We start from the raw sequence: 19,187 nt of genomic DNA, 5'->3' as shown, positions 1-19,187 counted from the left end.
CTAACCTACCAACTCGCCTTCGTGACGCCCGGGATCTTGCCCTCGTGCGCCAGCTCTCTCAAGCAGATCCTGCACAGCCCGAACTTGCGGTAGTACCCGCGCGAGCGCCCACACCGCTGGCACCGGCTGTACTCCCTCACCTCGAACTTCTGCTGCTTCTTCTGCTTGACCAACAACGCTTTCCTGGTCATCTCTTTACGCTCCTAGCTCGTCCGGAAAGGCATCCCGAGGAGCCGCAAGAGCTCCCGTGCCTCGTCGTCGGTCTCCGCCGTCGTCACGACCGCGACGTCGAGGCCGCGCGTCGCGTCGACCTCGTCGTAGTTGATCTCCGGGAAGATCAGCTGCTCCCTGAGGCCGAGCGCGTAGTTTCCGCGCCCGTCGAAGCCCGTCGGGCTGACGCCCCGGAAGTCCCTCACGCGCGGCAGCGCGATCGAGATGAGGCGGTCGAGAAACTCCCACATCCTCTCGCCGCGCAGCGTTACACGAGCGCCGACCGGCATGCCCTCGCGGATCTTGAACCCGGCGATGCTCTTCCGGGCCCTTCGCAACTGAGGCTTCTGGCCGGTGATCTTGGCGAGGTCCTCCATGGCCCCGTCCATGGCCCGGCTGTTCGCCACGGCCTCGCCGACGCCCATGTTGACGACGACCTTCTCGATCTTCGGGATCCGCATCACGTTCTCGATGTTGAAGCGGTCCTTCAGCGCCGGGGCTACCTCCTCCCGGTACTTGTCCTTCATCCTCGCCACTAGTCGATATCCTTCCCGGACTTCTTGCTGATGCGGACCTTCTTCCCGGCCTCGTCGAAGCGGTAGCCGACCCGCGTGGGGTTGCCGTCGCCGTCGACGAGCATGACGTTCGAGGCGTCTATCGGGGCCTCGAACGTGAAGAGCCCTTCCTGGTTCTGCTGGCTCGGCCTCGCGTGGCGCGTCCTGACGTTCACGCCGCCGACGACCACCCGATTCTTCTTCGGAATGACCCGCTCGACCTCGCCGCGCTTGCCCTTCTCCTTGCCGGAGATCACCATGACGGTGTCCCCGCGCCTTATCTTCAAGCCCATGGTCTACAGAACCTCCGGGGCCAGCGAGATGATCCTCGTGTAGCCCTTGTCCCTGAGCTCGCGGGCGACCGGTCCGAAGATTCGGGTCCCGCGCGGCGCGCCGTCGTTGTTGATGATGACGCCCGCGTTCTCGCCGAACCGGATGTACGACCCGTCGTCCCTCCGCGTCTCTTTCTTCGTCCTCACGACGACCGCCTTGACGACCTCGCCCTTCTTGACGCCGCCGCCCGGAGTCGCCTCCTTGACGGTCGCCACGATCACGTCTCCGATGCCGGCGTTCCTCCGCCGGCTGCCGCCCATGACCCGGATGGTGAGGATGCTCCTCGCCCCCGAGTTGTCGGCGACCCTTAGCCTGGTCTCGTTCTGGATCACTACTCGGCCCTCGAGATGATGTTGGCGAGGCGCCACCGCTTCTTGGCGGAGAGCGGACGCGTCTCGATGATCCGGACCGTGTCCCCGACGCGCGCGGTGTTCCCCTCGTCGTGCACCATGAACTTCTTGGAGCTCCTGACGCGCTTCTTGTACTTGGGGTGCCTCACGAGCGTCTCGACGGAGACGGTCACGGTCTTCTGGGCCTTGTCGCCGACCACGAGACCGACCCGCTCCTTGCGGGTGTTCCTCTCGGACTGCGGGTCCTGTATCGGGCCCTCGTCCTGGTCCAGCGCCGGGCCCTTGGCCGGGCCGGTGTCCAGACCCGCCTCTACGGTCTCCCCGGGGGGGACGTCGTTGACGACGGGCTCCGTCGCCTGCGTCCCCTCCTGCTGGTTCTCCCTTTCTTCCGTCACTATGCGTTCTCCCGCTGCTTCTTGTTCAGGACGGTCAGGAGCCGAGCGATGTTCCGCTTGACCTCCCTGAGCTGCCCCGTGTTCTCCAACTGCCCCGTCGCGTGCTGGAAGCGCAGGTTGAAGAGCTCCCGCCGCGTCTCTGCGACGCGGCGCTCGAGCTCCTCGACCCCGAGCTCCCGCACCTCGGCGACCTTCACTACTGCACACCTCCACGGACCACGAAGCGGGTCTTTATCGGGAGCTTCTGCGCCGCGAGCATCATCGCCTCGCGAGCGAGCTCCTCCCCCACCCCGCTCATCTCGAACATCATGCGCCCCGGCTTGACCACGGCGACGTAGCCCTCCGGGCTACCCTTGCCGCTCCCCATCCGGGTCTCGGCCGGCTTCTTGGTCACCGGCTTGTGCGGGAAGATGTTGATCCACACCTTACCGCCACGCTTGATCTTCCTGGTCATAGCGATACGGGCGGCCTCGATCTGGCGGTTGGTGATCCAGGACGCCTCGAGCGCCTGGAGCCCGTACTCGCCGAACTCGATCTCCGTCCCGCCCTTGGCGAGACCCCGCATCCTGCCCCGGTGGGGCTTCCTGTACTTGAGCTTCTTCGGTACCAGCATGGCTTAACGGCCCCCATCCGCGAAGTCGTCGTGAACCCCGTGGTTGATCCAGACCTTTACCCCGATCTGGCCCATCTGGGTCTTGGCCTCCTTGAACCCGTACTCGATGTCCGCGTCCAGCGTGTGCAGCGGCACCCGTCCTTCGGAGATGGTCTCCTCGCGGCTCATCTCGATGCCGCCGAGACGCCCGCCGCACCGAATGCGGCAACCCTCGGCCCCGGAGCGCATCGCGCTCGTGAGCGCCCGCTTCATGGTCCTCCGGAACGCCGCCCTGCCCTCGAGCTGCTCGGCGATGGACTCGGCGACGAGCTGCGCGTTGAGCTCCGGACGCGAGACCTCGCGCACGTTGACCTGGACCTTCTTGCGGGTCAGGTCCTGAAGCTCGTTGCGGAGCGCGTCGACCTCGCTGCCGCCCTTGCCGATCACGATGCCGGGCCGGGCCGTGTAGATGTCCACGGCGACCTCGCCCTGCTCGGCGGCCTTGCGGATCGTGATGTTCGCGATCCCCGCGCGCCTGAGCTTCTTCTCGATGTGGTCGCGGACCTTCAGGTCCTCGCCGAGCAGGTCCGCGAAGTCGCGGTCGGAGTACCAGCTGCTCTTGAAGTCGACCTTGTCGCCCTTGCGCTTGACACCGAGCCTGAAGCCCTCGGGATGTATTTTCTGACCCAAACTACTCCTCCTCGCCCTCGGGCGTGTCTACCGTGACGGTAGCGCCCACCGGGGCTTCCAGTTCCACGGTGATGTGGCTGGTCCGCTTGCGGATCATGGTCGCCCGGCCCATCGCGCGCGGACGGTAGCGCTTGATGGTCGGACCCTCGTCTATCTTGACCGTCCGAACCACGAGCTCGTCCGGGTTCGCGTCCGAGTTGTGCTCCGCGTTGGCGGCGGCGCTGTTCACGACGCCGCCGACGATCTCCGCGGCGCGCTTGTTGGTGTACATGAGGGTGGCGCGGGCCTCCGGGTAGCTCTTACCACGGATCTCGTCCGCCACGAGGCGCGCCTTCCTCGGCGCGATCCTCACGAACTTGGCTACGGCCTTCACGCTATCGCCTCCTCGCGGTCCGGTCGCTCTTTACGTGCGTCCGGAACGTCCGCGTCGGGGCGAACTCGCCGAGCCTGTGGCCGACCATGCTCTCGGTGCAGAACACGGGCACGTGCTTGCGCCCGTCGTGCACCGCGACGGTGTGGCCGACAAACTCCGGGTAGATGACGCTCGCCCGGCTCCACGTCTTGAGCATCCGCCGCTCGTTGTTCTCGTTCATGCGGAGGATGCGCTCCATCAAGCGCTCCTCCACGAACGGCGCCTTCTTCGACGATCTCGTCATCGACTAGCGCCTCCTTCCCTTACGACGCCTTCGGACGATCAGCGCGTCCGACGGCTTGTGCTTCTTACGCGTGGGCGAGCCCTGGGCGAGCTTGCCCGTCGGACTGACCGGCGCCCTGCCCGGCGTCGACTTGCCCTCGCCACCGCCGTGCGGGTGGTCGACCGGGTTCATGACCGTGCCGCGCACCGTCGGCCTGATGCCGAGGTGGCGCTTGCGGCCGGCCTTCCCCCAGCGCACGTTCTGGTGCGACTGGTTGCCGACCACCCCGACCGTCGCCCGGCACTCCGAACGGACCCTGCGCCGCTCACCGGAGGGGAGCCGCAGCGTCACGTACGCGCCCTCGCGCGCCGTAAGCTGAGCGCTCGTGCCCGCGCTGCGCGCCATCTGCGCGCCGCGGCCCGGCTCGAGCTCGACGTTGTGGATCACCGTACCGACCGGTATGCGGTTCAGCGGCAGCGCGTTGCCGACGTCGACGTCGGCGTCCGGGCCGCTCATCACGATGCTCCCGACCGTCAGGTTGCGCGGCGCCAGAATGTAGCGCTTCTCGCCGTCGTGGTAGTGGAGCAGCGCGATGTTCGCCGAACGGTTCGGATCGTACTCGACCGCGGCGACCGTGGCGGGGACCCCGTCCTTGTTGCGCTTGAAATCTATGAGCCGGTAGCGCCTCTTGTGGCCGCCCCCGATGTGACGGGTGGTGATGCGTCCCTTGTTGTTCCGCCCGCCCGTCTTGTGGAGCTTCTTTACGAGGCCCTTCTCCGGCTTCTCCCTCGTGACCGAGTCGCGCGTGAGGACCGAAGAGTTCCTCCGGCCCGCGCTCGTCGGCCTGTAGCGTCTCGCTGGCACGCTCCTAGACCCCCTCGAACAGCTCTATGCGCTCGCCCGCCTGCAGGCGGACCACGGCCTTCTTCCAGTTCGCGGTGCGACCGCGGGTAAGGCCCTGGCGCTTCGGCTTGCTCTTCATGTTCGCCGTGTTCACCTTGTGGACCTTCACGTCGAACGCCTGCTCGACGGCCTGCTTGATCTGGTTCTTGTTCGCCCGCCGGTCGACCTGGAACGTGTACTGCCCCTCGGTCTCGATGAGGTTGTAGCTCTTCTCCGAGATGACCGGACGGATGATTACCTGGTGCGGATCCATTAAGCCTGGACCTCCTCACGCTCGCGCGTCAGCCGCTCGTAGGCCGACCGCGAGTACACGACCTCGCGCGCCCTCAAAAGCTCGTAGACCCCGTACTCGTAGGGCCGCACGACCGTAACCCTAGGCAGGTTGCGGAACGAGAGCTCAGCGTGCTGGTCATCCTCCGTCACGACGACGAGGACCGGGCCCTGAAGCCCCATCCGCTCGAAGATACCCCGGGCCTCCTTGGTGGAGGGCCGCTCGAAGCCTAAAGCGTCGAGCACGTAGAGCTCGCCGTCAGCAGCCTTCGCGGAGAGGGCGCCGAGAAACGCCGCCCGGGCCTCCTTGCGGTTGATCCTCTTGTGCGCCCCGTAGCCGCTCTTGGGCTTCGGGCCGCCCCAGGTACCGCCGCCGACGCGGTTCGGCGGCTTGATGTCGCCCGCGCGCGCCCGGCCGGTCCCCTTCTGGCGGTAGAGCTTCCGCCCGGAGCCCTGCACGTCGCTGCGCCCCTTCGTCGAGGCCGTGAAGCGGCGCCGGGCGTCGAGCTCGGCGACCACCGCGCGGTGTATGACGTGCTCCTTGGGCTCCGTCTCGAAGAGCGGGCCCGTCAGGTCCAGCTCCGAAGACTGACCGCTACCGGCGTCGAACAGGTTCGCTTTCGCCACCCTACTCACCCGCCTTTCGGATCTTGACGACCGAGCCCTTGCCGCCCGGCACCCCGCCGCGCACCCAGAGCTCGTTGTTCTCGGCGTCCACGGCCACGACCCGGAGGTTCTTGACCGTCACGCCGCTGTTGCCCATCTGCCCCGGCATACGCTGGCCCGGGAAGATCCTCGACGGGTCCGCCGAAGCGCCGACCGAGCCCGGGGCCCGGACGTTGTGCGAGCCGTGCGAGACCGGCCCACGGCCGAAGCCGTGGCGCTTGACCGTCCCTGGAAGCCCTTCCCCTTGGAGACGGCGGTCACGTGGACCTTGTCGCCCTCGCCGAAGACGTCGGCGCCGATGGTGCTGCCCACCTCGCCGGAGACGCCGCGGAGCTCCTTGACGTACCTCCGGGCGGGCCTCGTGCTTCTCGAACAGCCCCGCGTGGGCTTGTTCACCTTGCGCGTCGGCACCGTCCCGAAACCGACCTGGACCGCGTCGTAGCCGTCGACATCCGCCGTTCGCACGGCGGTGACGAAGTTCGGCTCGACCTCGATGACGGTCACGCTCACGAGCGTACCGTCGTCCTGGAAGGCCTGGGTCATGTGCTTCTTGCGCCCGAATACTGCAGTCGCCATAACCTTAGGTAGCCTTAATCTCGATGTTGACGCCCGCCGGGAGGTCGAGCCGCTGGAGCGAGTCGACGGTCCTTGGGGTGGGCTGCTGGATGTCTATGAGGCGCTTGTGCGTCTGGAGCTGGAAGTGCTCCCGGGAGTCCTTGTCCTTGAAGGGACCGCGGATCACCGTGTAGACGCTCCTCTTCGTCGGCAGAGGGACGGGCCGAAAACAAAGGCCCCGGTCCGCTCCGCCGTCTCCACAATAGATTTCGCCGTCTTGTCTATGACCTCGTGGTCATAGGCTTTCAGCTTTATCCTGATCTTGGATACGGCCATAGTCTGCCTACTCTACGATCTCGGTGACGACGCCCGCTCCGACCGTGCGGCCCCCTCGCGGATCGCGAAGTTCAGCCCCTCGTCCATCGCGATCGGAGAGATCAGCTCCACGTTCATCACCGTGTTGTCCCCGGGCATCACCATCTCGACTCCTTCTTCGAGGCGGATCTCCCCGTCACGTCGGTCGTGCGGAAGTAGAACTGCGGGCGGTAGTTGGAGAAGAACGGCGTGTGGCGGCCCCCCTCCTCCTTGCTCAAGACGTACACCTCGGCCTTGAAGCGGGTGTGCGGCGTGATCGTCCCGGGCTTCGCGAGCACCTGACCCCGCTCGATGTCCTCGCGCTTCACCCCGCGAAGGAGCGCGCCGATGTTGTCCCCGGCCTGCGCCGCGTCCATCGACTTGTTGAACATCTCCACCCCGTCACCACCGTCTTGCGCGTGGGGCGTATGCCGACGACCTCGACCTCGGTGTTCAAGGCGATCTCCCCGGCCTCGACCCGGCCCGTGGCCACCGTGCCGCGCCCCTGGATCGTGAAGACGTCCTCCACCGCCAGCAGGAACGGCCTGTCGACCGCCCGCTCGGGCTCGGGCACGTAGGAGTCGACGGCCTCCATCAGCGCCATGATCGCCCCCTCGCCCTGCTCCCCCTCGTCGCCCTCCAGGGCGCGCAGGGCCGAGCCCGTCACCACCGGCACGTCGTCGCCGGGGAAGTCGTACTCCGAAAGGAGCTCGCGGACCTCCATCTCCACGAGCTCGAGGAGCTCGGGGTCGTCGACCATGTCGGCCTTGTTGAGGAACACCACGATGTAGGGGACGCCCACCTGGCGGGCCAGCAGGATGTGCTCGCGCGTCTGCGGCATCGGCCCGTCGGCGGCGCTGACGACGAGGATCGCCCCGTCCATCTGCGCCGCCCCCGTGATCATGTTCTTGACGTAGTCGGCGTGGCCGGGGCAGTCGACGTGGGCGTAGTGGCGGTTGGGCGTCGCGTACTCCTGGTGGGAGGTGGCGATGGTGATGCCGCGCTGGCGCTCCTCGGGGCGTTGTCGATCTGATCAAAAGCCACGATCTTGTTGGCCGGGTCGTCGGGGACGCGCTTTGCGAGGACCTTGGTGATCGCCGCGGTCAGCGTCGTCTTGCCGTGGTCGACGTGGCCTATGGTGCCGACGTTGAGGTGCGGCTTGTTCCTCTCGAACCTTCCCTTTGCCATGTTCTGGCTCCTCCTTACTTCTCGGCTAGCTCGGCCGCGATGCTCTTCGGCACCTCGGCGTAGTGGTCAAACTGCATGGTGAACGTGGCGCGGCCCTGGGTCTTGGAGCGCACGGTCGTCGCGTACCCGAACATCTCGGAGAGCGGGACCATCGCCCGGATGACCTGTCCGCCGCCGCGGCTGTCCATGCCCTGGATCTGCCCGCGCCTCGCGCTCAGGTCGCCCATAACGTCGCCCATGAACTCCTCGGGCATGACGACCTCGACGTCCATGATCGGCTCCAGGAGGACCGGGTTGGCCCGCTTGATGGCCTCCTTGGCCGCCATGCTCCCCGCGATAAAGAACGCCATCTCGTTGGAGTCGACGTCGTGGTAGGAACCATCGACGAGCTCGAACTTGACGTCCACGACGGGGAAGCCGGCGATCACGCCGTCGTCCAGGGCGCTCTGGATGCCCTTGTCCACGCTCGGGATGTACTCCCGCGGGATCACACCGCCGACGATCTTATTCTCGAAGCCGTAGTTGCCCTCTTCGTTGTGCTCGATGTTGATCACCGCGTGGCCGTACTGGCCGCGGCCACCGGTCTGCCGGACGAAACGTCCCTCGACGTTCTCGACGCGCTTGCGCACGGTCTCCCTGTAGGCGACCTGCGGCTTGCCGATGTTCGCGTCGACCCGGAACTCCCTGAGGAGCCGATCGACGATGATCTCGAGGTGCAACTCGCCCATGCCGCCGATGACGGTCTGGCCGGTCTCCTCGTCGCCCCGCACGCGGAACGTCGGATCCTCCTCGGCGAGACGCTGCAAGGCCACGGAGAGCTTCTCCTGGTCGGCCTTCGTCTTCGGCTCGATGGCCTGGTCGATGACCGGCTCGGGGAAGATCATCTGCTCGAGCACGATGCGCTCGTCGTTCTCGGCGACGAGCGTGTCGCCCGTCCCCGTGTCGGAGAGCCCGATGGCCGCCACGAGCTCGCCCGCGTAGACCTCGTCGCGCTGCTCGCGGCTGTTCGCGTGCAGCTGCAGGAGCCTGCCGACGCGCTCGCGCTTGCCCTTCGTCGTGTTGTAGACGTAGGAGCCGGACTTGAGCGTACCGGAGTACACCCGCATGTACGTCAGCTTGCCGACGTGCGGGTCGGACTGGACCTTGAACGAGAGCGCCGCGAGCGGGCCGTTCTCGTCGGCCTCGCGCGTAACGGTCGTCTCGCCGTCAGGGCCGATACCCTGGATCGGCGGCACGTCGAGCGGGCTCGGCAGGTAGTCCACCACGCCGTCGAGCAGGGGCTGCACGCCCTTGTTCTTGAACGCGGAGCCGACAAAGACCGGCGTCATGGCGAGGCTCAGGGTCGCCTTGCGGATCGCGGCCCGGATCTGGTCCGGATCGATCTCGTCGCCCTCCAGGTAGAGCATCATGAGCTCCTCGTCCTGGTCGGCGACGGCGTCCATGAGCTTCTCGCGATACTCGTTCGCGAGCTCCTGCATGTCGGCCGGGATCTCCGTCTCCTGCCACTCGGCCCCGAGGTCGTCGAGATAAACGACGGCCTTCATCTCCACGAGATCGACGATCCCCTGGAACTCGCCCTCGGCCCCGATCGGCAACTGCACCGGCACCGCGTTGGCGTTGAGCCGGTCGATCATCGTCGCGACGGCCTTGTAGAAGTCCGCCCCGATCCTGTCCATCTTGTTGACGAACGCGATCCTGGGCACGTTGTACTTGTCGGCCTGGCGCCACACGGTCTCGGACTGCGGCTCCACCCCGGCCACGGAGTCGAACAACGCGATCGAACCGTCGAGCACGCGAAGGCTGCGCTCCACCTCGACGGTGAAATCCACGTGCCCGGGCGTGTCTATGATGTTGATCCGGTGCTCCTCCGGGATGCGGGTGTGGAGGCCCTCCTGGCGCCCGCCGCCCTTACCGTTCTTGGAGGCGCCGGTGCCGCCCCAGAAGACCGTCGTCGCGGCGGACGTGATCGTGATGCCGCGCTCGCGCTCCTGGGCCATCCAGTCCATCACGGCGTTGCCGTCGTGGACCTCGCCCAGCTTGTGGGTGAGGCCCGTGTAGAGCAGGATACGCTCCGTCGTCGTCGTCTTGCCGGCATCGATGTGGGCCATGATGCCGATATTTCTTACCCGCCTTAGCGGCGTCTTTCTAGAAACAGCAGATACAGCCATTTTCTCCTACCTCACCACCTGTAATGTGCGAACGCGCGGTTTGCCTCTGCCATGCGGTGCGTGTCGTCGCGGCGCTTCACGCTCGACCCGACGTTGTCCTTCGCGTCGAGGATCTCGCCGGCGAGCCTGCCGCCCATCGTCTTCTCGCGCCTGGCGCGGGCGTAGGCGACCATCCAGCGGAGCGCCAGCGTGTTGGCCCTGCGCTGCGGCACCTCGACCGGCACCTGGTACGTCGCGCCGCCGACCCTGCGGCTCTTGACCTCGAGCCGCGGCCGGATGTTGTCCAGCGCGTTGTTGAGGACGGTCACCGGGCTCGTCCCGGTCCGCTCCTCGATAAAAGAGAGGGCGTCGTAGACGATCTTCTCGGCCGTGCTCTTCTTGCCGTCGAGCATGATCTTATTGATCAGCTGCTGCACCGTGATGCTCCCGTAGACGGGATCCCCGGCTATCTTCTTTTTCGGCGGTGCTGCGCGTCTAGGCATGGACTACCCTCCCCTACGCCTTCTTCGTCCCGTACTTGGAGCGGCCCTGCTTGCGATTGTTGACCCCAAGCGTGTCGAGCGCCCCGCGCACGACCTTGTACCGGACACCCGGCAGGTCCTTCACACGGCCGCCACGCACCAGGACCACGGAGTGCTCCTGGAGGTTGTGCCCCTCGCCCGGCACGTAGGCCGTGACCTCCATACCGTTGGTCAGCCGCACCCTGGCGATCTTGCGGAGCGCCGAGTTCGGCTTCTTCGGGGTGGTCGTCGAGACACGGGTGCAGACGCCCCGCCTCTGCGGCGAGCCCTGCAAAGCCGGCGTCGCCGTCTTCTCCTTTTTCAACCTGCGCTCGTCGCGCACAAGCTGGTTCGTCGTCGGCACGCCGTGCCTCCCTTTCTTGTCCCTCGGGATTGAAAGTCCTACAACAAAATCCACAAAACGGCCGGGCCCCGACCCGTGAAGGGTCATGTAACCACTCGTAACCGCAACGCCTGATTCTAGGCGCAAGAGAACCCAACGTCAAGGCGCCGTCTCCCCCGCCCCGAAACCCCGCAACGAGATGCTCGGAGAACCAGACCGTGACCGCAGCGATAGGTCCAATCGCACCCATCGAACCGGCCGGCTTGATATGTATTGTAACACACGGGCGCGCCCCGAACTCGTCGGACGGGCGTCGTCGCGGCTCCGGTTTATGCTTGCGCGCCCCGGCTGCCGGGGCGGAAACGACGCCGGTTTGCCGGCGTCCGAGGCCTAGCGCGGCGGGGAGCTACACCTCTTGCCCGACCAGCACCTCGACGGTCTGGCGGTCCAGGGGCTTCCTCTCGGGCTCGCCCACCTCGAGGTCCCACAGCAGATGGGGGCCCATGCGTCTGATCTCCTGCGCGCGGTAACGCCCGAACCAGACCATCTCGAAGTCCTCGGGGGACGGTGGTCGATAAACACGGGCCTCTCGTAGAGGTGAAAGGAGGCCGCCACCCGCGCGGCGATCGTGGACGCCGCCTCCCGAATGCTCGGCCCGGGTTATCGGGACCTCGGAGGCGATTATCACGGTCGCGTCGAGCTTGGGGTCGTCCGGCTCGTAGACTCGAACACGGCACTTCCCCTTCGCCCCCTTCGGAGCGGCGTAGGCCAGCAGGTCATCAGAGATCACGCGCATCCCGTCCGCAAGCACCCCTTCGGTAGCCCTCGTATATATAAGATACGCGGTGCGGGCCGAAAAGATTCACCCATCTGGCTCGAACACTCCAAAAACTCGCCGCGATCGCCTCCGGACCGGCGGACGAGAACACGAAGGAGGGCCGGGGCATGGTGCCCGGCCCTCCTCGAAGCCGATCGGCTGTTGGCCGCTACGAAGCGGCTATGTCGAGGTCCTCGACCTCCCGGGCACCGTAGCCCTCGACGGAGACCGTGAGCTGGCGGTACTGCGGCATGCCGGTGGCCGCCGGGATCAGCTTGCCGATGATCACGTTCTCCTTGAGGCCCGCGAGCCCGTCGACCTTGCCCTCGATGGCGGCGTCCGTGAGGACGCGGGCCGTCTCCTGGAAGGAGGCCGCGGAGAGGAAGCTGTCCGTGGCGAGCGAGGCCTTCGTGATCCCCATGAGGACCGTGTGGAAGGTGGCCGGCGTACCGTCCTCCTCCTCGACCCGCGCGTTCTCGGCCAGGACCGTGAACTTGTCGGCCACCTGCTCCGGCAGGAGGTTCGTGTCGCCCGGGTTGTCCACCACGACCTTGCGCAGCATCTGGCGAACGATCACCTCGATGTGCTTGTCGTGGATGTCCACGCCCTGCGTCCGGTAGACCTTCTGCACCTCCTCGACGATGTACCGCTCCGTCGCGGTCGTGCCGCGGTCGTAGCGCTGGTCGTTCTCGAGGATCTGGTGCGGGTAGACCGAGCCCTCCGTGATCGGGGTGTTGGCCGTAACCTCCGCCCCTTCCGTGAACTCCGGCCTGAGAAGCTGCCGCTCGACCACGTAGTCGCGGCTCTCCGTACCGTCCCCGGAGGTGAGGGTGACCTTTATCATCCGGTCGTTGTCGGCCTCGTCGAGGGTAACGTACCCGTCGATGTCGGCGAGCGTCGCCTCGGCCTTCGGGTGACGAGCCTCGAAGAGCTCGACGACCCTCGGCAGGCCGGCCGTGATGTCCTCGCCGGCGATACCGCCGGTGTGGAAGGTACGCATCGTAAGCTGCGTCCCCGGCTCACCGATGGACTGGGCCGCGATGATGCCGACGGCCTCGCCCACGTCCACGGGACGGTAGGTCGAGAGCGCCCGGCCGTAGCAGGCCTGGCACACACCCTGCGCGCTCTCGCACTTGGACGGCGTCCTCACGGAGACCATGGTGGTCTTCGGCAGGATCTCCTGCCACTCGGAGGCCACGCGCGGGGTGATGTCCGTCCCCGCCTCGGCGACGACCTCGCCCGTCTCCGGGTTCACGAGGTCGCGGGCAAGGAAGCGGGCCGCGACGGAGTCGTTCGCGTCGCCCCTGCCGCCGTCGAGGTAGAGCGGTATGTCGATGTAGCCGGTCGAGCCGCAGTCGGCCTCGTTCACGACGACGTCCTGGGAGACGTCCACGAGCCTACGGGTGAGGTAGCCCGAGTCGGCCGTACGGAGCGCCGTGTCGGCCTGGCCCTTCCGGGCGCCGTGCGTCGAGGTGAAGTACTCCAAGACCGAGAGGCCCTCCATGAAGTTGGACTTCACGGGCTCGTCGATGATCTCGCCCTTCGTGTTCGTCATGAGGCCGCGCATGCCGGCGAGCTGCGTGATCTGGGAGTAGTTACCCCTGGCGCCCGAGTTCGCCATCATGAAGATCGGGTTGAGCTTGTAGAGGTTGGCCTTCATGGCCGCCTCGACCTCGTTCTTCGCCTGCGTCCACATCGCGATGACCCGCTCGAGGCGCTCGTCGTCGGAGATGAAGCCCGAGTCCCACTGCTCCTCGACCTCTTCGACGAGGCCGTCGTACTTCTCCAGGATGCCGGCCTTCTGCTCCGGCACGACGATGTCGTTCTTGCCGATGGAGACGCCGGCCTTCGTCGCCGTGTGGAACCCGACCCTCTTGAGGGTGTCGAGAAGCTGGCTGACGAGCTCCGTCGGGTAGCGGTCCACGTACGCGGAGACGAGGGACTTGATCTCGCCCTTCTTCAACGTCTCGTTGACGAACTCGTACTCGGCCGGATCGTACGCCTCGCCGAGGTAGCCCTTGAGCGTCTCCTCGACGTTGCGGTTGAACATCGCCCGGCCCAGCGTGGTCGCGACCTTGCCGCCACTCCGACGGAGGAGGACCTTGTCGTGGATCTTGAGCGAGCCCTCCTTGTACGCCGCCTCGGCCTCGTCGTAGGACGAGATGAACGCCTTCGGGTCCTGCTCGTCGAAGTCGTCGTCGCCGTAGGTGATGTAGTAGAGCCCGAGCACCATGTCCTGCGACGGCACCGCGATCGGGAACCCGTTCGCCGGCAGCAGGATGTTCTGCGTCGAGAGCATCAGGACGCGCGCCTCGGCCTGAGCCTCCGGGCTCAGCGGCACGTGAACGGCCATCTGGTCGCCGTCGAAGTCGGCGTTGAACGCCGCGCACACGAGCGGGTGGACCTGTATAGCCTTACCCTCGACCAGCACCGGCTCGAACGCCTGGATGCCGAGCCTGTGCAGCGTCGGGGCGCGGTTGAGGAGCACCGGGTGCTCCTTGATGACGTCCTCGAGGACGTCCCACACCTCGGGCCTCAGCCTCTCGACCATCTGCTTCGCGCTCCGGATGTTCGGGGCGAGCGCCCGGTCGACGAGCACCTTCATAACGAACGGCTTGAAGAGCTCGACCGCCATGAGGCGCGGCAGGCCGCACTGGTGCATCTCCAGGTTCGGACCGACCACGATCACGGAACGCCCCGAGTAGTCCACGCGCTTGCCGAGCAGGTTCTGGCGGAACCTGCCCTGCTTGCCCTTGAGCATGTCGCTCAGGGACTTCAGGGCGCGGTTGCCGGCGCCCGTCACGGCGCGGCCGCGGCGGCCGTTGTCGAACAGAGCGTCGACGGCCTCCTGGAGCATCCGCTTCTCGTTGTTCACGATCACGTCCGGGGCGCCGAGGTCCAGCAGGCGGCGAAGCCTGTTGTTCCTGTTGATGACGCGCCGGTACAGGTCGTTCAGGTCGGAGGTCGCGAAGCGGCCGCCGTCGAGCTGGACCATCGGGCGGAGATCCGGCGGCAGCACCGGGACGGCGTCCATGATCATCCACGCCGGGTTGTTCTCGCTCACGCGGAAGGCGTCGACGACCTTGAGCCGCTTGATCGCCTTCTGGCGCTTCTGGCCCTTGGCCTCGTTGACCATCTCCCGGAGCTCCTCGGCCTCGTCCTCGAGGTCGACCTGCATGATGAGGTCGCGGACGGCCTCCGCCCCCATGCCGCCACGGAAGTACACGCCGTAGCCGTACTCGTCGCCGAAGCGGTCCCGCATCTCGCGGAAGAGCTCCTCGTCGTCCACGATCTGGCGGGGCTCCAGCGTCTGGAACTCCTCCCAGGCGCGCCTGACCAGGTCGATCTGCTCCTGCACGGAGCGCTGGATGTCCTGGACGGTCTCCTCGGCCTCCTTGTGGACGCGGGCTATCGTCGCCTCGCGCTCCTCTTCCTCTATCTCCGCAAGGTCCTCGGTGAACTCGTCCGGGGAGCTCTCGCCCTTGATGACGCTCTCGCGCTTGGTGCGCAAGGCCTGCGTCTGCATGACCTCCTCGTCGCGCTCCTCCTCGAGCCCGCGGATCTCATCCTCCACCTGCCCGCGAAGCGCGTCGATGTCGTTGGCCCGCTCCTCGCGGTCCACCCACGTCACGATGGACGAGGCGAAGTACAGCACCCGGTCGAGGTCCTTCGGGCTGATGTCCAAGAGGTAGCCCATCCGGCTCGGCACGCCCTTCACGAACCACACGTGCGCGATCGGGGCGGCCAGCTCGATGTGGCCCATCCGGTCGCGGCGCACGCGGGCGCGGGTCACCTCGACGCCGCAGCGCTCGCAGATGATGCCCTTGAAGCGGATCCTCTTGTACTTGCCGCAGTAGCACTCCCAGTCCTTGGAGGGACCGAAGATGCGCTCGCAGAACAGCCCGTCCTTCTCCGGACGCAGCGTCCTGTAGTTGATAGTCTCCGGCTTCGTCACCTCGCCGCGAGACCACTCGCGGATCTCGTCGGCCGACGTGAGGCCGATGGAGATCTTTTCAAGCTTGTTGATATCTATGTCGCGCTCTAGACCCTGCACGCTCTATAGTTCCTCTCTGTAAAACCCTGTGGCAAACGTCCCTCATGCGGGACGGCGACGACTCGGTAAGCCTGTCGCCGCCCCGCTCGACCTCGCCTTAGCTCGCGAAGGTGTCGGGCCGGTCGTCGAGGTTGCCCGTGGGCTCCTCGCGGCTGAGGTTGATCCCCAGCGCCCTCGCCGCCTCGTCCCAGTCCCGACGGTCCGAGTCCTCGGCCGCGGCCTCCGCGTTGTACACCGGCTTGACCGAGAGCCCGAGGGACTGCATCTCCTTCAGCAGAACCTTGAAGCTCGCCGGCACCCCCGGCTCGGGGATGTTCTCCCCCTTCACGATCGACTCGTAGCTCTTGACGCGCCCGACCCGATCGTCGCTCTTGATCGTCAACAGCTCCTGCAGCGTGTGCGCCGCACCGTAAGCCTCGAGCGCCCACACCTCCATCTCGCCGAAGCGCTGGCCGCCGAACTGGGCCTTACCGCCCAGAGGCTGCTGCGTCACGAGCGAGTACGGGCCCGTGGAACGCGCGTGGATCTTGTCGTCCACGAGGTGGAGGAGCTTCAGGATGTACATGTAGCCGACGGTGATCTTCCCGTCGAACGGCTCGCCGGTACGCCCGTCGTAGAGCGTGACCTTGCCGCCGCGGCCCATACCGACCTCGGAGCCGCCGTTCGTCCGCGCGTCGTCGATGGCCTGGTTGACGTCCTCGACCTGCGCGCCCGAGAAGACCGGCGTGGAGACGAACGTAGCCTCACCGGGCACATGGCCCTCGCCGATGCCCTGGCTCGCGGCCCAACCGAGGTGGGTCTCGAGGATCTGGCCGATGTTCATACGGCTCGGAACACCGAGCGGGCTCAGGATCACGTCGACCGGACGGCCGTCCTCCATGAACGGCATGTCCTCCTCCGGCACGATCCGGGAGATGACGCCCTTGTTGCCGTGGCGCCCGGCGAGCTTGTCGCCCTCCGCGATCTTGCGCTTCTTGGCGACGAAGACCCGCACCATCTCGTTGACGCCCGGGGCGAGCTCATCCCCAGCCTCGCGGGAAAACCGCTTGACGTCGATGACGGTACCGCCCTCGCCGTGCGGCGCCTTGAGGGAAGAATCCTTCACCTCGCGCGCCTTCTCGCCGAAGATCGCGCGAAGGAGCTTCTCCTCCGGCGTCGGCTCGGACTCGCCCTTGGGCGTGACCTTGCCGACGAGCACGTCACCGGACGTGACCTCGGCGCCGATGCGGATAATCCCGTCGGAGTCGAGGTTCATCAGGACGTCGTCGGAGGCGTTCGGGATGTCCCGCGTGATCTCCTCGGGCCCGAGCTTGGTGTCCCGCGCCTGGACCTCGTACTCCTCGATGTGGATCGAGGTGAGCACGTCGTCCTTGACTACTCTTTCCGAGATGATGATCGCGTCCTCGAAGTTGTAGCCCTCCCACGGCATGAACGCGACGAGCATGTTCTTGCCGAGGGCGAGCTCGCCCTCGTCGGTCGAGGAGCCGTCGGCCAGAACGGCGCCGGCCTGGACCTCCTCGCCCTCGTTGACGAGCGGCCTCTGGTTCACGCACGTGCCCTGGTTGGAGCGGGCGAACTTGCGCAGGCGGTACTCGTCGAGCTCGCCGCCCTCGCGCCGCACGGAGATCTTCTCGGCGACCACCTTCTCGACCTTACCGGGGCTACGAGCGATGACCACGTCGCCCGTGTCCGTCGCCGCGCGGAACTCCATGCCGGTCCCCACGTACGGGGCCTGGCTGCGCAAGAGCGGCACGGCCTGACGCTGCATGTTCGCGCCCATGAGCGCGCGGTTGGCGTCGTCGTGCTCGAGGAACGGTATGAGCGCCGTCCCGACGGAGACCATCTGCACCGGATCGACGTCGACGTAGTCGACCTCCTCCGGCGTGACGGACGTGACCTCGCCGCCGCGCTGGCGGGCGAGGACGCTGTCGGTCGTGATCCGACCGGTCCCCTCCTCGACGGGCGTGTTGGCCTGCGCGATCGTGAACTCCTCCTCCTCGTCGGCGGAGAGGTACTCGATCTCCTGCGTCACGACACCGTCGGTGACCTTGCGGTACGGCGTCTGCACGAAGCCGTAGTTGTCCACCGTCGCGTACGTCGAGAGCGACCCGATGAGCCCGATGTTCGGACCCTCCGGCGTCTCGATCGGGCACATGCGCCCGTAGTGCGTCGGGTGGACGTCTCGAACCTCTATCGGGGCCCTCTCGCGGGAGAGTCCACCGGCGCCCATCGCGCTCAGGCGGCGCCTGTGCGAGAGGCCGCTAAGGGTGTTCGTCTGGTCCATAAACTGCGAGAGCTGCGAGGAGCCGAAAAACTCCTTGATCGCGGACGCCACCGGCTTCGTGTTCACGACGCTCTGCGGCGTGATCGTGTCGGTGTCCTGCGTCGTCATCCTCTCGCGCACGACCCGCTCCATCCGGTACATCCCGATCCGGAACGCCTCCTGCACGAGCTCCCCGACGGTCCTGAGACGCCTGTTGCCGAAGTGCTCGTACTCGTCGAGCTTCGGGCGGATGCGCTCGTAGTTGATCCGGCCGAACTCCTCGTCCTCCGAGACCTCCTGGGAGATCGCGATGAGGCGCTTCAGGAGCCCCTCGATGTCCTCGATGGTGAGGGTCTGGGTCTCCAGGGGCACGTCGAGCTTGAGCTTCTTGTTGACCTTGTAGCGGCCGACCTCGGAGAGGTCGTAGCGCTTGGGGTCGAAGAAGAGCCCGTCGACGAGGTTCTCGGCGTTCTCGCGGTTGACCGGCTCGCCGGGGCGCTGGCGACGGAAGACCTCGAGCAGCGCGCTCTCGCGATCCGAGGTGTCGTCCTTCTCCAGGGTGTTCCGTATAAGCCACGAGTTGTCGAAGCGCTGGAGGATCTCCTCCGGCCCGCCCATGTCGAGCGCCTTGAGGAGCACGGTGACCGGCAGCTTCCTCTTGCGGTCGATGCGGACGGAGACGAAGCCCTTCGTCTCGACCTCGAACTCGAGCCAGGAGCCGCGCGAGGGCATGAGGCTCGCCGTCAGGACCTGCTTGGTCACGTCCTTCGGCTCCATCACGTACGCCCCCGGCGAACGCACGAGCTGGGTCACGACGACGCGCTCGGTCCCGTTGATGATGAACGTCCCCGAATCCGTCATGAGCGGGAAGTCGCCCATAAAGACGTCCTGCTCCCGGAGCTCCCCGGTCTCCTTGACGATGAAACGCACCCGCACGAAAAGCGGCGCGGAGTACGTCTTGTCCTTGGTTACACACTCTTCCTGGGTGTACGGCGGCTCGTCGAAGTGAGGCTCACCAAACTCCACGGCGTAAGACCCCGTGTAGTCCTCGATCGGAGAGATCTCCTCCAGCGTCTGACGGATGCCGTCCGCACGAAACTTCTCAAAAGAATTCCGCTGTATCTCGATAAGATTGGGCAGATCGAAATTAGCCTGCATCTGGGCATAGGGGTGCCGCTTACGACGCACAATAGGGGTCACCAAATCAGTTCTCCTCCGGGGATAATTGTTGAAGAACGGTATAACACGCAAGCGAATATCTTACCCTCCCAACCCGGGTAAGTCAAGACATCCGTAATCAAAATTTTATTGGCGCCGGCCTCGGGGGTCGACGCGCGGAAGTCTAGC

At 66.3% G+C, this 19,187-nt stretch carries 20 protein-coding genes and 3 pseudogenes; all 23 read right to left on the bottom strand.

What is annotated here, in order from left to right; genetic code table 11:
* Positions 1-5: 5 nt before the first annotated feature.
* Positions 6-191, bottom strand: a complete 186-nt coding sequence (locus GBA65_RS05840) for a type Z 30S ribosomal protein S14 (RefSeq protein WP_166395767.1) — start codon at positions 189-191, stop codon at positions 6-8.
* 12 nt (positions 192-203) lie between these two features.
* Entirely contained in the window at positions 204-746 is a 543-nt protein-coding gene (gene rplE / locus GBA65_RS05835; protein WP_166395766.1) for a 50S ribosomal protein L5, read from the bottom strand.
* Complete coding sequence (rplX, locus tag GBA65_RS05830) at positions 746-1,057, bottom strand: 50S ribosomal protein L24 (RefSeq protein WP_407691045.1); 312 nt, start codon at positions 1,055-1,057, stop codon at positions 746-748. Before rplX ends, rplE begins: the two co-directional genes overlap by 1 nt.
* A gap of 3 nt (positions 1,058-1,060) precedes the next feature.
* The gene (gene rplN / locus GBA65_RS05825; protein ID WP_166395765.1) at positions 1,061-1,429 is read right to left on the bottom strand and encodes a 50S ribosomal protein L14; all 369 of its coding nucleotides are present in this window, start codon (positions 1,427-1,429) and stop codon (positions 1,061-1,063) included.
* Complete coding sequence (gene rpsQ / locus GBA65_RS05820; protein ID WP_407691044.1) at positions 1,429-1,842, bottom strand: 30S ribosomal protein S17; 414 nt, start codon at positions 1,840-1,842, stop codon at positions 1,429-1,431. The genes rplN and rpsQ overlap by 1 nt, the downstream gene beginning before the upstream one ends.
* Positions 1,842-2,039 carry a 50S ribosomal protein L29 gene (gene rpmC, locus GBA65_RS05815; RefSeq protein WP_166395764.1) on the bottom strand — a complete coding sequence of 66 codons (198 nt, stop codon included), beginning with the start codon at positions 2,037-2,039 and terminating at the stop codon, positions 1,842-1,844. Before rpmC ends, rpsQ begins: the two co-directional genes overlap by 1 nt.
* A complete protein-coding gene (gene rplP / locus GBA65_RS05810; protein WP_166395763.1) occupies positions 2,039-2,455 on the bottom strand; it encodes a 50S ribosomal protein L16 in 417 nt (138 codons plus the stop codon). The genes rpmC and rplP overlap by 1 nt, the downstream gene beginning before the upstream one ends.
* A 3-nt stretch (positions 2,456-2,458) precedes the next feature.
* A complete protein-coding gene (gene rpsC / locus GBA65_RS05805; RefSeq protein WP_166395762.1) occupies positions 2,459-3,124 on the bottom strand; it encodes a 30S ribosomal protein S3 in 666 nt (221 codons plus the stop codon).
* Between the two features lies 1 nt (position 3,125).
* The gene (gene rplV / locus GBA65_RS05800) at positions 3,126-3,497 is read right to left on the bottom strand and encodes a 50S ribosomal protein L22 (RefSeq protein ID WP_166395761.1); all 372 of its coding nucleotides are present in this window, start codon (positions 3,495-3,497) and stop codon (positions 3,126-3,128) included.
* A gap of 1 nt (position 3,498) precedes the next feature.
* Positions 3,499-3,780 (bottom strand): 30S ribosomal protein S19, encoded by a 282-nt coding sequence (gene rpsS, locus GBA65_RS05795; protein WP_166395760.1) that lies wholly within the window; start codon positions 3,778-3,780, stop codon positions 3,499-3,501.
* A 3-nt stretch (positions 3,781-3,783) separates the two neighbouring features.
* On the bottom strand, positions 3,784-4,623 hold the full coding sequence (rplB, locus tag GBA65_RS05790; RefSeq protein ID WP_166395759.1) for a 50S ribosomal protein L2: 840 nt from the start codon (positions 4,621-4,623) through the stop codon (positions 3,784-3,786).
* 4 nt (positions 4,624-4,627) lie between these two features.
* Positions 4,628-4,915, bottom strand: a complete 288-nt coding sequence (rplW, locus tag GBA65_RS05785) for a 50S ribosomal protein L23 (RefSeq protein ID WP_166395758.1) — start codon at positions 4,913-4,915, stop codon at positions 4,628-4,630.
* The gene (gene rplD, locus GBA65_RS05780; RefSeq protein ID WP_166395757.1) at positions 4,915-5,559 is read right to left on the bottom strand and encodes a 50S ribosomal protein L4; all 645 of its coding nucleotides are present in this window, start codon (positions 5,557-5,559) and stop codon (positions 4,915-4,917) included. Before rplD ends, rplW begins: the two co-directional genes overlap by 1 nt.
* Before the next feature lies 1 nt (position 5,560).
* Entirely contained in the window at positions 5,561-5,695 is a 135-nt protein-coding gene (locus tag GBA65_RS25050; protein WP_266096544.1) for a hypothetical protein, read from the bottom strand.
* Positions 5,696-5,974 (bottom strand): annotated as a pseudogene (locus GBA65_RS05775) (hypothetical protein); the annotation flags it as partial. It lies immediately after the preceding gene.
* Positions 5,975-6,178: 204 nt separating this feature from the next.
* Positions 6,179-6,489, bottom strand: a pseudogene (rpsJ, locus tag GBA65_RS05770) (30S ribosomal protein S10).
* A 7-nt stretch (positions 6,490-6,496) separates the two neighbouring features.
* Positions 6,497-7,695: pseudogene (gene tuf, locus GBA65_RS22835) on the bottom strand (elongation factor Tu).
* 14 nt (positions 7,696-7,709) lie between these two features.
* Complete coding sequence (gene fusA / locus GBA65_RS05750; protein WP_166395756.1) at positions 7,710-9,863, bottom strand: elongation factor G; 2,154 nt, start codon at positions 9,861-9,863, stop codon at positions 7,710-7,712.
* Positions 9,864-9,874: 11 nt separating this feature from the next.
* Positions 9,875-10,345 (bottom strand): 30S ribosomal protein S7, encoded by a 471-nt coding sequence (rpsG, locus tag GBA65_RS05745; RefSeq protein ID WP_166395755.1) that lies wholly within the window; start codon positions 10,343-10,345, stop codon positions 9,875-9,877.
* 13 nt (positions 10,346-10,358) lie between these two features.
* Positions 10,359-10,727, bottom strand: a complete 369-nt coding sequence (rpsL, locus tag GBA65_RS05740; RefSeq protein WP_166395754.1) for a 30S ribosomal protein S12 — start codon at positions 10,725-10,727, stop codon at positions 10,359-10,361.
* A 385-nt stretch (positions 10,728-11,112) separates the two neighbouring features.
* On the bottom strand, positions 11,113-11,496 hold the full coding sequence (locus GBA65_RS05735) for a hypothetical protein (RefSeq protein ID WP_166395753.1): 384 nt from the start codon (positions 11,494-11,496) through the stop codon (positions 11,113-11,115).
* 196 nt (positions 11,497-11,692) lie between these two features.
* Positions 11,693-15,577 carry a DNA-directed RNA polymerase subunit beta' gene (locus GBA65_RS05730; RefSeq protein WP_166395752.1) on the bottom strand — a complete coding sequence of 1,295 codons (3,885 nt, stop codon included), beginning with the start codon at positions 15,575-15,577 and terminating at the stop codon, positions 11,693-11,695.
* Between the two features lie 97 nt (positions 15,578-15,674).
* On the bottom strand, positions 15,675-18,998 hold the full coding sequence (gene rpoB, locus GBA65_RS05725; RefSeq protein ID WP_407691069.1) for a DNA-directed RNA polymerase subunit beta: 3,324 nt from the start codon (positions 18,996-18,998) through the stop codon (positions 15,675-15,677).
* Between the last annotated feature and the right edge of the window lie 189 nt (positions 18,999-19,187).

It is taken from the genome of Rubrobacter marinus, from assembly GCF_011492965.1.
Taxonomy (GTDB): domain Bacteria; phylum Actinomycetota; class Rubrobacteria; order Rubrobacterales; family Rubrobacteraceae; genus Rubrobacter_F; species Rubrobacter_F marinus.
The sequence above is the reverse complement of the archived record's forward strand: the minus strand, read 5'-3'. Positions and strand labels throughout refer to the sequence as shown.

Bases quoted from the DNA above. Each gene is read 5' to 3' on its own strand.
- rpsG (WP_166395755.1), bottom strand. From the start codon at position 10,345: ATGCCTAGACGCGCAGCACCGCCGAAAAAGAAGATAGCCGGGGATCCC.
- rpoB (WP_407691069.1), bottom strand. From the start codon at position 18,998: ATGCAGGCTAATTTCGATCTGCCCAATCTTATCGAGATACAGCGGAAT.
- rplX (WP_407691045.1), bottom strand. From the start codon at position 1,057: ATGGGCTTGAAGATAAGGCGCGGGGACACCGTCATGGTGATCTCCGGC.
- GBA65_RS25050 (WP_266096544.1), bottom strand. From the start codon at position 5,695: ATGGGCAACAGCGGCGTGACGGTCAAGAACCTCCGGGTCGTGGCCGTG.
- rpsS (WP_166395760.1), bottom strand. From the start codon at position 3,780: ATGACGAGATCGTCGAAGAAGGCGCCGTTCGTGGAGGAGCGCTTGATG.
- rplW (WP_166395758.1), bottom strand. From the start codon at position 4,915: ATGGATCCGCACCAGGTAATCATCCGTCCGGTCATCTCGGAGAAGAGC.
- fusA (WP_166395756.1), bottom strand. From the start codon at position 9,863: ATGGCTGTATCTGCTGTTTCTAGAAAGACGCCGCTAAGGCGGGTAAGA.
- GBA65_RS05840 (WP_166395767.1), bottom strand. From the start codon at position 191: ATGACCAGGAAAGCGTTGTTGGTCAAGCAGAAGAAGCAGCAGAAGTTC.
- rplP (WP_166395763.1), bottom strand. From the start codon at position 2,455: ATGCTGGTACCGAAGAAGCTCAAGTACAGGAAGCCCCACCGGGGCAGG.